The organism is Xylanibacter brevis P6B11 (assembly GCF_000621825.1).
In the GTDB taxonomy this organism is placed as follows: Bacteria; Bacteroidota; Bacteroidia; order Bacteroidales; family Bacteroidaceae; genus Prevotella; species Prevotella brevis.
In genome coordinates this window covers 335,547-352,368 of sequence record NZ_JHXG01000003.1, presented here as the reverse complement: position 1 = coordinate 352,368, position 16,822 = coordinate 335,547, and the positions used below count along the sequence as shown (strand labels likewise).

Annotated in this window: 10 protein-coding genes; 7 read left to right on the top strand and 3 right to left on the bottom strand. The window is 50.4% G+C overall.

The window, feature by feature from the left end; all coding sequences use genetic code 11:
• The first annotated feature begins 5 nt into the window (after positions 1-5).
• The 7 genes from T496_RS0101465 (at position 6) to nagB (ending at position 10,086) form a co-directional block, all read left to right on the top strand.
• Positions 6-2,738: a TonB-dependent receptor gene (locus tag T496_RS0101465; RefSeq protein WP_027449173.1), complete on the top strand. Its 2,733-nt coding sequence runs from the start codon at positions 6-8 to the stop codon at positions 2,736-2,738.
• Between the two features lie 4 nt (positions 2,739-2,742).
• A complete protein-coding gene (locus T496_RS0101460) occupies positions 2,743-3,960 on the top strand; it encodes a DUF4876 domain-containing protein (protein ID WP_027449172.1) in 1,218 nt (405 codons plus the stop codon).
• Positions 3,950-5,473, top strand: coding sequence for a DUF6850 family outer membrane beta-barrel protein (locus T496_RS0101455; protein WP_027449171.1), 1,524 nt, complete (start codon positions 3,950-3,952; stop codon positions 5,471-5,473). Before T496_RS0101460 ends, T496_RS0101455 begins: the two co-directional genes overlap by 11 nt.
• 84 nt (positions 5,474-5,557) lie before the next feature.
• Positions 5,558-5,959, top strand: coding sequence for an FMN-binding protein (locus T496_RS0101450; RefSeq protein WP_027449170.1), 402 nt, complete (start codon positions 5,558-5,560; stop codon positions 5,957-5,959).
• An 83-nt stretch (positions 5,960-6,042) separates the two neighbouring features.
• Complete coding sequence (locus T496_RS0101445) at positions 6,043-7,692, top strand: fumarate hydratase (RefSeq protein WP_027449169.1); 1,650 nt, start codon at positions 6,043-6,045, stop codon at positions 7,690-7,692.
• Between the two features lie 93 nt (positions 7,693-7,785).
• A complete protein-coding gene (locus T496_RS0101440) occupies positions 7,786-9,267 on the top strand; it encodes a M6 family metalloprotease domain-containing protein (RefSeq protein ID WP_027449168.1) in 1,482 nt (493 codons plus the stop codon).
• A gap of 24 nt (positions 9,268-9,291) precedes the next feature.
• Positions 9,292-10,086, top strand: coding sequence for a glucosamine-6-phosphate deaminase (gene nagB / locus T496_RS0101435; RefSeq protein WP_027449167.1), 795 nt, complete (start codon positions 9,292-9,294; stop codon positions 10,084-10,086).
• A 27-nt stretch (positions 10,087-10,113) separates the two neighbouring features.
• Here nagB and T496_RS0101430 read toward each other — a convergent pair whose 3' ends face one another.
• From T496_RS0101430 to clpB, 3 genes are all read right to left on the bottom strand, one after another.
• Positions 10,114-11,442 carry an inositol-3-phosphate synthase gene (locus tag T496_RS0101430; protein WP_027449166.1) on the bottom strand — a complete coding sequence of 443 codons (1,329 nt, stop codon included), beginning with the start codon at positions 11,440-11,442 and terminating at the stop codon, positions 10,114-10,116.
• Positions 11,443-11,490: 48 nt separating this feature from the next.
• Complete coding sequence (locus T496_RS0101425; RefSeq protein WP_044110324.1) at positions 11,491-14,079, bottom strand: DUF5686 family protein; 2,589 nt, start codon at positions 14,077-14,079, stop codon at positions 11,491-11,493.
• 126 nt (positions 14,080-14,205) lie between these two features.
• On the bottom strand, positions 14,206-16,713 hold the full coding sequence (gene clpB, locus T496_RS0101420) for an ATP-dependent chaperone ClpB (protein WP_027449164.1): 2,508 nt from the start codon (positions 16,711-16,713) through the stop codon (positions 14,206-14,208).
• Positions 16,714-16,822: the final 109 nt, after the last annotated feature.

Sequence of the window (16,822 nt, the reverse complement as noted above, 5' to 3'; positions counted from 1 at the left end):
GAGACGTGAAGCGATTACTATCATTTTCATTACTGCTGCTGTGTGCAGTGGCCATGACGGCTGCCGACATACGCATCACCGTGACGGAGAAGAAAAGTCATGAGCCCATCATCATGGGTACCGTCATGCTGAACCCCATCGGACTGGGCGTGGTGACCAATATGGAGGGCGTGGCCGTGCTCAGCAACGTGCCCAACGGACAATACACGCTGGCAGTGAGCTACGTGGGCTTTCAGACCCGCCAGATACAAGTACGCGTGGACGGCAAGGACCTCGCCATGAAGGTGGAGCTGGAAGAGGCGTCACTGACACTGAAGGAGGTGAGCGTCACCGCTCGCCAGAACATCAGCGGTGCCTCGACATCGAGCGTCATTGGCCGACAGGCCATCGACCACCTGCAGGCCACCTCGCTGGCAGATATCATGCAGTTGGTGCCCGGCCAACTGATGGGCAACAACGACCTGACATCGGCCTCGAACCTGCAGTTGCGACAGCTGGTGAACAACAACACGTCTGCCTTTGGCTCGAGCATCGTGATTGACGGTGTGCCCATGTCTAACAATGGTGCTCTGCAGCAAGGCTCGTTCTCTTCGGCGACCTTCACGGGTACCGACCTGCGCCAGGTGGCTGCCGACGACATCGACGAGGTGGAAGTGGTGAGAGGTATTCCCTCGGCGGAATATGGCGACCTGACCAGCGGACTGGTGGTGGTGCACTCGAAGGTGGGCGTCACCCCCTGGCAGTTTAAGAGCAAGATCAACCCAGGCATGATGAACTACAGCCTGGGCAAGGGTGAGAACATCGGCAAGATGGGCGTGGTGAACGGCAGTCTGGACTACGCACAGGCTTGGGGCGACCCACGCATGAAGACGCGCTCGTTCCACCGCTACACGGCCACCCTGGGATGGGGCTACGACATCAACAGCCGCTGGCACACCAACACCAAGGTGCGCTACATGCAGGCCAAAGACTGGACGGGCAAGGATCCCGATGCCATTGCCGACGGCACCTACTCGGAGTCGAAGAACCAGACATTCTCGCTGACACACAACGGCAAACTGCAACTGAACAAGTTGCTGGCACGCACCGTTTCCTATACCATCGGTGTCAGTCTGACGCAGAACGACAGTCGCAACGCGTCGTTTGCCAGCGTCAGCTCGGGCCTTTTGCCCATCATCACGGCCACAGAGACTGGCTACTACGTGGTGCCGTTTGAGACTCGCTCTTATCTGGCGACAGGTATCACGGAGAGTCGTCCTGGAAATATTTACGCCAAGGTGAGCGATCAGTTCTTCTTCCGCTCGGGGAAGACTCGCCAGTCGTTTAAGATTGGCGCTGACTATCACTACGACTGGAACAACGGACGCGGCTACTACAACGGCGACGAGCGCTATCCGCTGCGCCCCAACAGCGACGGACGCCCGCGTGCCTTCAGCGACATCCCTGCCCTACACCAACTGGCAGCCTATGCCGAGGACATGTTCACGTGGAATATTAATAAGGTGAACCGACTGAGGGCCACTGCCGGTGTGCGCTTCACGGCCTTGCAACCTTTTGGCAAGGTGGCAACAATGGCACTTTCACCTCGTATCAACGCCTCTTTCACCGTAACGAAGTGGCTGGACCTGCGTGCCGGCTTCGGCATGAACTCGAAAACGCCCGGACTGAGCTACCTCTATCCTGACAAGAAATACAACGACCGCGTGTCGGCCAACTACATGCCGCAAGACGGTTCGGCACAACTGCTAGCCTACCACACACAGGTCTATGAGGTGGCCTACTCGAAGAACATGAAGAATGCCACCACTACGAAAGTGGAACTGGGCGTGGACTTCAAACTGCGTGGCGGCAAGAAACTGTCGCTGCTGGCCTACCGTGACAAGACACCCAACGGGTTTGGTCCGGTGACCAACTATTTCACTTATGCCGTCAACCACTTTGCCACCGTGCCCCCATTGGATGCCAGTGGCAACTATGACTTCACAAGAGGCTACGACCGTCAGGACATCATCGCCATGACAACAGGCGAGATAGGCAACACGAACACCACCGTGAACCGCGGCGTGGAAGCCGACATGGACTTTGGCACGGTGAAGATGCTGCGCACCTCGTTCTACCTGAGCGGTGCCTGGCAGGAGACCAAGACATGGTCCACCGACCTGAACAGCCAGTCGCCCAAGGCGGCCTTATTGCCCACAGTCTATTCGAGCATCGGCACAACGCCTTTCAAGGTGATCTATCCCTCGGGCTTGGACTATTCGAAATACCGCCGCTTTGTGACCACACTGCGCACGGTGACACACATCCCAGAACTGGGTATGGTTGCCTCGCTCACAGCACAGGCCATCTGGCAAGACTGGCACACCAGCTATCAGGCCGACAAAGACCCCATCGGATGGATTGACAACGACCTGCAGCGTCATGACATCACCAGCGAGATGCTGAACGGCTTCCTGGGCATGGATGCGAAATACTATGCAGCGAAGCCTGCCGGACAAAGCAGCGTGGCCATACAGGACCTGCTGATACGCGTCAGTGACAACGAGCCTTCGAAGGCACCCGTCACCTGGAACCTGCAGGCCCGACTGACAAAGGAACTGGGCAAGGTGGGCGGACTGTCGTTCTACGTCAACAACGCCCTCTACTACGAACCCTACATGAAGGGCAACAACACCAGCACGCTGAGTCAGCGAAATGTTGGCATGAGTTTTGGCGCCGAACTTTATCTGAACTTATAAGCACATGAAGAAGAATATACTAGCCCTTTTACCCACCATACTGCTCGTGGCCTGCGTTGACTATCAGGACGTGAGCCACGCCATCGACGCACAGGTGCAACTGCAGATGCCGGCAGAATTTACTCAAGGCCATGACTACGAGGGCCATGACATCGTGATGACCATAGGCGACAAGACTCTGACTGCACAAACAGATGCCAACGGCATTGCCACCTTCAAGGCACTGATACCCGACATCTATGGCATATCTACTTCGTGGTCGATCAGCAAGGCGCAATATGAACAACTGACAGGACACGTGCTGACAGCCAACGGATGCACCGTGTCGGGCAGTCTGAACGAACAGCTCATCTCGGAAGCGCAACAAGGTAAACCCATCGTGCTGCCTACATTCCTGGCCATCAAGCGCGATATTGTGATCAGCAAGATAGCCTCAGCTGGTTCGAAAGACCAGAACAACCGCAACTATATGGCCGGTAAGTATTTGGAACTCTACAACCAGGCCGATGAGACGGTGGATGCCAGTGGCCTGTATATCGGACTGCTTGACTCGACGAACCCGCAGCCTTTCACGCTCGACAACCTGCATGAGGTGTACAACGACGCCTATGTGGTGGTGAAGCAGGTGTTCCAGATTCCTGCCGACAAGCCCTACCCCGTGGCTCCCGGTGGTACGATACTGATTACCAACAGTGCGACGGACCACAGTGACATCAACGCAACTGAGCACGACCTAAGCGGTGCCGACTTCGAAGCGAAAGACGCCACGGGAAAAACCGTCAACAACCCTGCCACGCCGGCACTGCTGACTGCCTTCTCATCGACCAACGCCAACGCAACGATGAACCTGGTGCAGGGCGGTCCTTGCGGCGTGATCATCTTCAGAACCAGCGAGGACCTGACCGACTGGAAGCGCGACTACGCCTATGGCAAGACGTCGGGCATGATGTACCTGATGGTGCCTCGCGAACTGGTACTCGACGGTGTGGACTATCTGAAGAACAAAGCCACCGGCGTGGATATCAGTGCGAAGCGTCTTTATACTGACATCGATGCCGGCTACGCCCATATTGAAGCCACGAATGGTTATACCGGCGAGGTGGTGTATCGTCGTACGGAAAGCATTGCCACCGATGGTCACAAGATACTGATGGACACGAACAACAGCTTGAACGACTTCAAAGTTTCAACCACTATTAAACCCCGTGAATATGATGAATAGACGACTGACACTATCACTACTGGCACTGCTGGCTGCATATTCACAGGCACAGGAGAACAACTACCGCTATGCCGACGCTACACAGGCATGGCGACTGACCAACAATGCGGCTGCACTGGGACTGGACTCTACGGAGAACAGGGGCTATGCGCTCTTTAACGCCGAACATCAGAGCGGCGACTATAAACGGGTGCAGGAGGGATTGCCGACGAACCAGTTGCGATTCAAGACGGAGCGCTATCAGACGATTGGCAAATACCTGCACGGCTATGGTCGCTTTGACTTCGACTATGGCAGAGAGAAGAACAGAGCATGGTGCGACGTGATGCGCCCCTACGATGCAAACCCATACATGGCAGGAAGCGCCATCAAGGGGAAATACGACTTTCAGGACTTTGACTTCACAGCTGCCTTAGGAACAGTTGACCTGAACAACTGGCGCTACGGCCTCAGACTGGACTACAAGGTGGGCGACCTGAGCCGCCTGCGCGATCCGCGTTCCCGCTCGCAACTGCTGGACTACAAGCTTTCACCATCGGTCGTGCATACCATGGGAAGGCACACCGTGGGTCTCAGCGCCAGCTACCAGCGCCGCAAGGAGAAAATCACAGGCGTCACCACCGTTCAACAAGACCCTACTCTGAAATACTATCTGATGACAGGCATGGAACATGCCGATGGAACCACAGGCGGATACAGCAGTTTCGCACGTGAATGGGTGGATCACACCTTTGCAGCAGAGATTAGCTATGGCTATCGACATGCGGATGGACATTCCGTTGTTGCTGCAAGCATAGCGAGAGACAACGAGTATGTGTATGGTCAATATAAGTATGAACCGGGACGCTTCACCGGATTCACCTATGAACTTGATGCACACCACCGCAGCAAGGAGGGCCGTCTGCTTCATCAGCTGGATCTTCATGTGAGCTATCGCCAAGCCTATGCCGACGAATACCGGCAGAAGCTGCAACAGGAAAAGGATGCAAAGACGGGGTTCACCTCTTTTTATTATACGAACCTGATGACCTTCAAGAAGCGTTACCAGGTGAATTGTTTCGAGGCAAACATGCGCTACAGAGCGCATCTGACCAGTCAAAAAGATGAGAAAGCCTACTTCGGAGCCTCTATTTCCCTCAACGACAACGAGAACAAGTACCTGTTGCCCACATCAAGACTGTCACACGGAGGCACGTTGCTACTGACAGAAGGTGGCACCGCCATCGGCAAAAGGCTTTGGATAGATGCCGAAGCCGGCGGTTTCCTGTCACAAGAAGTTGCACTTAGCCTGAGTGATATGAACACAGACTATGCCCAACAGGTGCTGCTGACCGACATGAACTACTACCGGGCCAACTACTGGACTGGCAAAGTGGCTGTGAGCTATCAGTTCCCACTGACGCTGAAAGGACAGACGTCCTGGTGGTTTGTGCGTGCCTACGGAAGCTATGTCAGGGCTAACGGACAGATGGACAGTCGCTGTATAGGACTGAGCATCGGACTCTATAATTAAGATTTTTTGGCAACTGAGATATTAAACCGACAGGCCTTGAGCCCGTCAAGAAAATGATTGTATAAACTAAGAAAAAAGGATAAAATGAAGAAAACAAAGATGACACTTGTCAGCGCAGCAGCTCTGCTGATGCTGGCTACCATGTTTCAAAGTGCGAAACCCGACGAAGTGATGACCAAACAAGACGGTATGTACGTGGTCAACACAACCACACTTGGCAAGAAAGTGACTGGCTATGTAGGTGCAACACCACTGAAGGTATATATTCAAAAAAACAAAGTGGTTAAGATTGAGGCACTGAAGAACCAGGAGACGCCTAAGTTCTTTGCCAAAGTGAAGCGCGAAATGCTCAGCAAATGGAATGGTATGAAAGTGAACGATGCGCTGAATGCAAAAGTTGACGGCGTCACTGGTGCAACCTTCTCATCGGAAGCCGTGAAGAACAACGTACGTCTGGCACTGGAGTACTATAAGAAGAACAAGTAAAAAGTGTGTGTTTGTTTGGGTGTTTCGAAGATTATTCGTAACTTTGCCCACTGTAACAAATACTATATGAAAAAATAAAAGCTATGGCAACACCTGTTGAATTCAAGTACGCCCCAATGTTTCAGTTGGGCGAGGATAAGACCGAGTATAGACTTTTGAGCAAGGAAGGCGTGAGCGTCAGCCAGTTCGAAGGCAAGGAGATTGTAAAAGTATCAAAAGAAGCCCTGACCCTGTTGGCTCAGCAGGCCTTCCACGATGTGGAGTTCATGCTGCGTCGCGAGCACAACCTGCAGGTGGCTCAGATCCTGAACGATCCTGAAGCCTCAGAGAACGACAAGTATGTAGCGCTGCAATTCCTGCGCAATGCCGATGTGGCAGCTAAGGGCGTTCTGCCTTTCTGTCAGGACACGGGTACTGCTATTATCCACGGTGAGAAGGGTCAGCAGGTATGGACTGGCTTTGAAGACGAAGAGGCACTGAGCCTGGGTGTGTTCAACACCTTCACACAGGACAACCTGCGCTACTCGCAGAATGCGCCTCTGAACATGTATGACGAGGTGAACACCCGTTGCAACCTGCCCGCACAGATTGACATCGAAGCCACTGAGGGTGCTGAATACAAGTTCGTGATGGTGGCAAAAGGTGGTGGCTCGGCCAACAAGACCTACTTCTACCCCATGACCAAGGCTACCATTCAAAATGAAGGCACACTGATTCCCTTCCTGGTAGAGAAGATGAAGTCACTGGGCACAGCTGCTTGTCCTCCTTATCACATCGCATTTGTAATCGGTGGTACATCGGCTGAGAAGAACTTGCTGACGGTGAAGCTGGCTTCTATCAAGTACTACGACTCACTGCCTACTACAGGTGATGAGACAGGTCGCGCCTTCCGCGATATTGACTTGGAGAAGAAGTTGCTGGAAGAGGCCCACAAGATTGGACTCGGCGCACAGTTTGGCGGTAAGTATCTGGCTCACGACATCCGCGTGGTTCGTCTGCCCCGTCACGGTGCAAGCTGTCCTATCGGTATGGGTGTATCTTGCTCGGCAGACCGCAACATCAAGGCAAAGATCAACAAGGACGGTATCTGGCTGGAGAAGATGGACTCTAACCCCTGCGAACTGATTCCTGCAGAATATGCTAAGCCTGGTGAGGGTTCTAAGGGTATCGAGATTGACCTGAATGAGGGTATCGACGCTGTACGCAAGGAACTGTCTAAGTATCCTGTCAGCACTCGTGTTAACCTGAAGGGTACCATCATCGTGGCTCGCGATATTGCCCACGCTAAACTGAAGGCTCGTCTGGATGCTGGCGAAGGCATGCCCGAATACTTCAAGAAGTATCCCGTGCTCTATGCTGGTCCTGCTAAGACACCAGAGGGTTATCCCTGTGGTTCGATGGGCCCAACAACTGCCAACCGCATGGATCCATACGTTGACGAGTTCCAGGACAATGGTGCATCGCTGGTAATGATTGCCAAGGGCAACCGCTCACAGGTGGTTACCGATGCCTGCAAGAAGCACGGCGGTTTCTATCTAGGTACCATCGGTGGCGTGGCTGCCGTTCTCTCGCAGAGTTCTATCAAAAGCATCGAATGCGTAGAGTATCCCGAGTTGGGAATGGAGGCTATCTGGAAGATCGACGTAGAAGACTTCCCCGCATTCATCCTTGTAGATGATAAGGGCAACGACTTCTTCCAGACACTGAAGCCCTGGACACCCTGTCAGAAATAATATCAAGCTCACATGAAAAGGATTCCCGCCTTTTTGATAGGGGCAATTTTTCCCCTTCTTCTCACGGCGCAGAACGTTGAGAGAGGTGGCTGTATGCCAGACTTCGATACAGAAGCAACGCATCAGCATCGTGCAAGAAAGAAGCTTCCTCCTATCAAAAAGGATTGGGATTCCACTCGTGTGTATAAACACCCGGTAGTGCTTTTATCCTTCAAAGGAGACTCTACCTACTTCACTAAAAATCACACCAAAGCCTATTACGACTCGCTTTTTAATGCTCATGGCTTCAACGAGCGTGATGGCAAAGGTTGTATTGCCGACTATTTCCGTGAACAGTCGAATGGCTTATTAAACCTAAAATTCGATGTCTTTGGTCCTTATGAGGTTTCACAGAAAGCACAACGCAGAAAGAACCCGACAGAAAACACCAAAGACTATAATAAAGAAGCCTTAGGAGAAGCCCTGAATGCTTTTGTGGCAGAGAATGCAGACTTGGATTTTAGTCAATATGACTGGAACGGCGACAAGAGCATAGAGCAAGTCATCTTTGTATATGCAGGCACCAGTGGCAATATCAATAGTCCCTTATGCTGGGGCCACATCTGGCCACACACCAGCTTTTTAGACACCACCATTACCACAAAAAGCGGCTATCAACTTTCAGACTATACTTGCAGCGGAGAGATATGGCCTAACAACGCTTCTTACGGCTTAGGCACTATTTGTCATGAATACAGCCACTTTTTGGGATTACCCGACCTTTACCCTGTGAATGGTTGGCGGTATTCTGCCGTCGATGAATGGGACCTGATGGACGGTGGCAACTTCACAAACTACGGATGGTGCCCGCCCAACTACTCTCCCATACAGAAGATGCTGCTGGGATGGGCTAAGCCTATTGAGTTGACCAATCCGACAAGCATCGTCAACCTGAAACCTGTTTCGCAAGGTGGCGAATTCTACAAGATCAGCCATTCGGACGACGAATTCTACCTGTTGGAAAACAGACAATGGGATGGTTGGGATGCTGCTTTGCCAGGAAAAGGATTGGTGATCTATCACGTCTATTACCTTCCCAACGAATGGGCAGGAAATACCGTAAACAACACGGAAGGCCAACTGCACTACGAGCTGGTAAATGCCGACGATCTGGACTTCAGCGAATGGGAACAATTGCTGAAACAAAGAGATTGGAGCGCTTATCAGAATAGCCGCAGGCGAAACAATTATCACCTTAGCTCTTCTGCCTACCCCTGTATCACAGATTCTATTTCTTTGAGGAACGACAGCCTGACAAATACGTCGGTGCCCGCCAGCGTGATGATTACCAGAAATGCTGCAGGCGAGAACCTACTGTCTAAGCCTATTACGGATATACGAATGACGGAAGATGGCCTCATCTCTTTCAACTTCATGGGAGGTGATCCCGAAATACTGGAAGTAAAGCACCCATTTAACAATCGTAAAGTGGCACTTTACTATCAATTAGACGGCACTTTACGCCATGAAAATAGCAAGAAAGGGATTTATATCCTAAGAAGAGAAGACGGAAAAATGATTAAATTCGTAAAATAGCAACCAAACAAAACTGTAAAAATCATGAGATTAATTATTGAACCTAATTATGATTTGATGTCACAATGGGCAGCAAATCATGTGATTGAGAGAATTAACGCTGCTAACCCTACAAAAGAAAAGCCTTTTGTATTAGGACTTCCTACCGGTTCTTCGCCTATCGGCATGTATAGAGCCTTGGTAAAAGCCTATCTGGATGAAAGAGTATCGTTCAAGAACGTGGTGACATTCAACATGGACGAATATGTAGGTCTGCCTGAGGATCACCCCGAAAGCTATCACTCATTCATGTTCAGCAACCTCTTTGATCACATCGACTGTCCCAAAGAGAATATCCATATTCTGAATGGTAACGCCAAGGATTTGGAGGCCGAGTGCGCACACTATGAGCAGATGATTGAGGAAGCTGGCGGCATTGACCTCTTCCTGGGTGGTATTGGTCCCGACGGACACATTGCCTTCAACGAGCCTGGCTCAAGCTTGACCAGCCGCACACGCCAGAAGACACTGACCACCGATACCATCATTGCCAACAGTCGTTTCTTTGACAACGACATCAACAAGGTGCCTAAGACCGCTCTGACCGTAGGTGTTGGAACTGTGATGGCTGCCAAGGAAGTGATGATCCTGGTAAACGGTCATGCTAAATGTCGCGCTCTGCAGGCAGCTGTAGAAGGAAGTGTAAACCACATGTGGACCATCAGTGCTCTGCAGATGCACCAGCACGGCATCATCGTGGCAGATGATGCTGCCTGCGAAGAACTGAAGGTGGGCACCTACCGTTACTTCAAGGATATTGAAAAAAATAACCTGCTGTAATCAAACAGCAGGTTATTAAGATAGAAATTAGTCGAGCTCTTCGTCAGCCTCGTAGCCTCCCATTTCGCGGATGGCATTTTTCAGCATCGTATATTGCTGATAGAGGTGGTTGACGGGGAGCTCGCCTTTTGTATAGTCGTGCATAGGGCTCTTCAGGAAGAAGCTGAGGAAGCGCTGTATGCCATAACGACCGGCACGAGCAGCCAAGTCACTCAGCAGACAGAGGTCCAGACAGAGTGGTGCGGCCAAGATAGAGTCGCGGCAGAGGAAGTTGATCTTGATCTGCATGGGATAGCCCATCCAGCCAAAGATATCAATATTATCCCATCCTTCCTTATTGTCGTTGCGAGGGGGATAATAGTTGATGCGCACCTTATGATAATACTGTGTGTCCTCATCGTTGCCATGACCATAGAGGTCGGGCTGCAAATCAGGACGCAGGATGGTCTCGAGGGTTGACAACTTGGAAACCTCTTTCGTACGGAAGTTAGCAGGCTCGTCGAGCACCAGACCATCGCGGTTGCCCAGGATATTGGTAGAGAACCAACCATTCAAGCCCAGGCAACGTGTGCCAATAATGGGCGAGAAGCCACTCTTCACCAATGTCTGACCTGTCTTAAAGTCCTTACCGGCAATAGGCATCTTTGTCTTTTCAGCCAACTCCCACATAGCAGGAATATCGACAGTGGTGTTGGGAGCACCCATGATGAAGGGAGCACCCTCGGTAAGGGCAGCATAGGCATAACACATAGAGGGAGCCACATGCTCGCGATCGTCGGCCTTCATAGCCTTCTCGAGTGCTTCAAGTGTACCATGTACAGGCTCATAAACAGGCACATAGATCTCGGTAGAAGCAGCCCAGAGCACTACGATACGTGCGCAGTTGTTGGCAGCCTTGAAGTTGCGGATATCCTCACGCAACTGCTCTACCATCTCCCAACGTGTCTTGCAGTCCTTCACGTTGTCACCATCTAGTCTTTTAGCATAGTTCTTGTCGAAAGCGGCAGGCATGGGAACGATCTTCTCCAGTTCCTCATGTACCGGCATGATGTCCTTTTCCTTGAGCACCTCGCAATACATAGCACTCTGGAAAGCATTCTGAGGATAGACATCCCAACAGCCAAACACAATATCATCGAGCTTGGCCATTGGCACGATCTCATCATACTTCAAGTACTTTGCATCTGCACCACGGCCCACGCGCATCTTGTCATACTGCGTCATAGAACCAATGGGCTTAGTCAGGCCTTTACGAGCCATCAGAACACCAGTCATGAAAGTTGTGGCGACAGCACCATTACCCACAACCATGATGCCGAGTTTACCCTCGGCTGGTTTTACAGTTGATTGTTTCATTGTTTTAATTTGTATTGGTTAAATAAACATTACTTACTATTATCTATCTTAGAATGACGCCCTAAACGTAAATTTCACAATCTGCTTATGAGCGGTGGGCAACTCATTATAGCTGAGTCGGCGAATATACTCCACATGGAGGAGTTTGAAAATGTTGTGTATGCCTACAGATACCTCCCAGTAAGGACGGCTCTTATCCATCACATGACTACCCTCGGGGAACATCATCAGGACATCGCTCGACTGGTTCTCTGCCAAGAATGGATTGTTTTTATCCGACAAGCTTCCCCACAACATCTTGGCGCTGATAAACTCGCGCCATTTCAGACGCTTGAGGAAAGGAATGCGGTTAAACAGTTTGCCGTTAAGGTCCCAGTCGGCCATCACAGAGATGTAACGGTCGTTCAGGAACTCCATATTATTAATCAGGTTGAAAGTCTCGTCCTCGAGCACATAGCCTAAGTTAGCCACAGGCATAATCAGCAAGGGATAAGGCACCTGATTCCACTGGGCACCAAACTTGGTTCTGACACCAAACTTACCCCAGTTCATGGGCAGCCAGAAGCGTTTGTAGAACTCACCCTCAGTGAAGTTATAACGATACTGTCCACCCAGCACGCCATCGAAACCCATGGTATGCTGCAAGCGGAACACTGGTGCGTCAAGTGAGAGCGGCCAACGGTGCTGTTTGGTATTGATGAAGGTCTCGCCAGGAGCCAGTCGGAATCCCACAGTAGCTTCGGTATAGCGCATAGACTGATGGCTCAGTCCCGTCATCTTGGGCTGCTCATAATACGTTGTAGGATTAGCCATGTCATGGAGCGTCGTAAAAGACAAGTTGCCAATAGGCTGCAACTTTTCAGTTTTCACATTACCAAAGAGCTTCAGTCCCCACTCCATCTCATAGTCAATACCAAGCTGCTGTCTGTTATAGAGGAACATCTTGTCCATCTCGGCAAACTTCAACGAGGTGAACAGGTTATCTTTATCCGTCTGAATAAACTTATCACTAGCCAGCATCACGTCGCGCATGGACTCTACGTATAATGCCTTACGCGGGAACTCGCGAGGCAGATAGCCAGGACGGTTGAACGTATAAGTGAGCTGTGCATCATAGTAGTTCTGATTCGACTCCATACCACGGGCATAATAGCCTTTCAAGAACAGATGCGGATGCAGGTTTGCCGTTGTCTGGGCCGAAGCACGCAAGCGCCACTTATCAAAGAAATTCTGGGAAACGATCGTATTGATAGGTCCGATATCCACCTTCGATGGATGGTCCTTAGTGCCAGTATCTACGAAGTTCTCTACAAGAGCTCTCAAAGCAAAGATGGCATACTTGAATCCTTTGATCTGCTGCAGGTTCTTCACAAAACTATCCATTGAGCTTTCACTCTTTGTCAGTTCTACCTGTCGATATTTAGCCCAGAAATCATCATCTTGCATCTCGGCATAGGCATCCTTTAGCACCTTCTTCTTACCTCTCAACAACTGGCGCGGCACCTCTGTGAAATCATAGTCACTATGGCGTGTCGTACGCACCACAATGAACTTCGACAATAGCTTAGAGAGATAGAGTTCCACCATCATGTCATCTACCGTCAGGACCCAGTCGCCATTAGGTTGCTTGGTGTATTCCTGAATGCTCTGCATGTTCTCCACCCAGTTCACACTGGTAGTCTTCGGAATGGTCAGCTCGCAACGCTTCACCTGATAACTGGAGTCATCAAGCACATACAAACGACCACGAAAACCAAAGTCCTGCTGATTGTTGGGGGTAAAGTCAAGCATGATACAACGATCAGTGCCTACCATCGTAGTATCCGAGATATAATAACGATAAAATGCTATAGCGTCTTTTCCTATAGGACTAGTAAACGGATATTGGAACAGACGGATATCATCCTCGTAGATGTCGATATCCGTAAAACATTCGGCCATTACCTGATTGATAATATCGCCCGTCTGGAAAAGGTCGTTGACACCCGTTGACGTCTCACCTTTGATGATACTTTTCTCTGTATGCGGGTCGCGACGATAGATCTCCTGCGTTACCTTTTCTTCTACCGACAGTGGCAATATGAGCTTATTGTTATAGGAGCTCACCTCCACCTGATTAAGCAACCAGGGATGACGCTGAAACAGTTTCGACTCGAGGGTATCCAACTTCAGATCGTTCAGTCCGAACATAATCTTCTGATAGTTGTTATACTGATAATAGTCATGATTCTTTAGATCGGTCTTCTTCCTTGCTGCAATCACTTTCTTCATCAGTTCTACAGCAGGGTTGTTCTTACGACTGTACTTCGATCTTTTCTTCGAACTGACCTTCACTTCCTGAAGCACCTTCGAGTTGGGTTTCAAACGAACCACCAGATTTGCAGGTGTCTTACTATCTATATTTATCACCTTGGGGCTATAGCCAACAGCGCTGACCGTCAATCGCCATCCATGATGACGTTCAATCTTAAAATATCCTAAGCTATCAGCGCGAACAGCCACCTTGTTGCTGCGATAAATGATGCTAGCCATTGAAACAGGCTTACCATTACCGGCATCTATTACGTGTCCCGTAATCTGAGCCTGTGCTTCAACAGCTACCATCAGCATCAGCAGTATTAGCAAGATGGCTGACATTCTTAATCTTTGTGTTATCCTTCTCATATGATGCGGCAAAGTTAGCAATTAATTTGCTTTGCGCAAAACTTTTCCGTCACGGAAAGTGTTCTTTTTTACTTTTTTCAGAAAACCAAACGTCTTTTTTTAGTTATGGAACACCAATCCATCTCCAAACTCATCGACCACAATCGGTTTTTCTCGGTCTATTTCCTCTGCCAGAATCTTCTTCGACAGGTCGTTGAGCAGATACTGTTGGATAGCTCGCTTCACGGGTCGTGCTCCAAAGTCGGGATCGTAGCCCTCTTCCGCTAGCCATGCCACAGCATGATCGCTGACTTGCAACTGGAAACCTTGTGGCTCCAACATCTTCTGTACACGTCCTAGTTGCAGACGAACCACCTGAGCTATCTCTTCTTTTGACAGCTGCTGGAAGGTGATGATCTCGTCAATACGATTCAGGAACTCGGGACGCATGTTCAGTCGGAGCTGCTCGCGCGAAGCATTACTTGTCATTATGATAATGGTGTTCTTGAAATCGGCCGTACGTCCCTTGTTATCCGTCAGACGACCGTCGTCCAGCACCTGCAACAAGATGTTGAACACATCGGGATGTGCCTTCTCTATCTCGTCGAAGAGCACCACACTATAAGGCTTGCGACGCACAGCCTCCGTCAGTTGTCCACCCTCATCATAACCAATGTATCCCGGAGGCGCACCAATGAGTCGGCTGACCGTATGTTTCTCCTGATACTCAGACATGTCGATACGCGTCATCATCGTCTCATCATTGAACAGGTATTCTGCCAGTGCCTTTGCCAGCTCCGTCTTACCAACACCCGTGGTACCAAGGAAGATGAATGAAGCAATCGGTCGCTTGGGATCTTGCAGTCCTGCACGTGAACGACGCACAGCATCACTCACGGCCGTGATAGCCTTCTCCTGACCAATCACACGTTTATGCAGTTCCTCCTCCAGATGCAACAGTTTCTCGCGTTCGCTCTGCATCATGCGGGTCACGGGGATGCCCGTCCAACGGCTCACCACCTCAGCTATATCATCGGCCGTAACCTCTTCACGCACCAGCGAGTTACCGCCTTGTGCGCTGGACAGCTGATTTTGAATAGCCTTGATATCATCCTCCAGAACCTTCAGTTTCGAATAGCGGATCTCTGCCACCTTACCATAGTCGCCCTCGCGCTCAGCACGCTCAGCCTCCAACTTCAGGTTCTCCATTTCCTGTTTATCCTGTTGGATCTTATTAATAAGTTGGCGTTCGCCTTCCCACTTGGCACGGAATTGCGTCTCTTGCTCTTTCAGTTCTGCAATCTCTTTATCCAACTGAGCGATCTTAGGCTGATCGCCCTCACGTTTGATCGCTTCCCGCTCTATCTCCAACTGAGCCAAACGACGCATAATCTCGTCCAGTTCCTCAGGCACCGAGTCGCGCTCCATACGCAACTTGGCAGCAGCCTCATCCATCAAGTCGATAGCCTTATCCGGCAGGAAACGCTCTGTGATATAGCGTTCCGACAGTTGTACGGCTGCAATACAAGCATCATCCTGTATTCTCACCTTGTGATGATTCTCGTAGCGCTCTTTCAGACCACGCAGAATAGAGATGGCCGAGAGTTCATCCGGCTCATCCACCATCACCGTCTGGAAACGACGCTCCAGCGCTTTGTCCTTCTCAAAATACTTCTGATACTCATTGAGCGTCGTAGCACCGATAGAACGCAGTTCACCTCGTGCCAACGCAGGTTTCAGAATGTTAGCAGCATCCATCGCGCCTTCACCCTTTCCTGCACCTACCAAGGTGTGTATCTCATCGATAAACAGGATGATGCGGCCCTCAGAAGCCGTGACCTCATTGACAACACTCTTCAGGCGTTCCTCGAACTCACCCTTATACTTCGCGCCAGCCACCAGAGCACCCATGTCAAGCGAGAAGAGCTGCTTGTCTTTCAAGTTCTCTGGCACGTCACCACGTACAATACGCTGAGCCAGTCCTTCCACAATAGCCGTTTTACCCGTACCAGGTTCACCTATTAAAATAGGATTATTCTTCGTACGACGTGAGAGGATCTGCAGCACACGACGGATTTCATCATCACGACCAATCACTGGGTCGAGCTTTCCTGCACGGGCCAGGTCCACCAGGTTCTTGGCGTACTTCTCCAACGACTGATAGTTATCATCTGCACTCTGGCTTTGCACCTTCTGTCCACGACGTAGTTCCAGAATGGCCTGACGCATGTCTTTCTCATTAGCACCGGTATCTTTCAGCATACGACTCACCGTTGAGTTAACGACAAGCAGTGCCAATAGAATGGGTTCACAAGACACATACTCGTCGCCCATCTCCTTAGAAAGATCTTCCGCCTTCTGCAAAACCTTCTGGCTGTCGTTCGACAAATAGGGCTCCCCGCCCTGCACACGTGCCAGGTGCTGGAGCTCTTGCGAAACCAGCACGTCTAACTGCTGCACATTGATACCCAACTTCTGGAACACGAAGTTGGTGATGTCTTGCGCCTTATCCATCAGTGCCTTCAACAAGTGAACAGGCTCAATGGACTGTTGACTGTTCTTGCGAGCTATGTTCACAGCCTGCTGAATAGTCTCCTGCGCTTTGATTGTAAACTTTTCAAATGTCATAATATTCTCCTTTCCAATTATTTAATTCGTTCTACCCAAGTTCCTCAAACTGTATGCCCAAGCCCAAACACAGACAAAACGACAATCATGTATGACAATTTGTCACCAC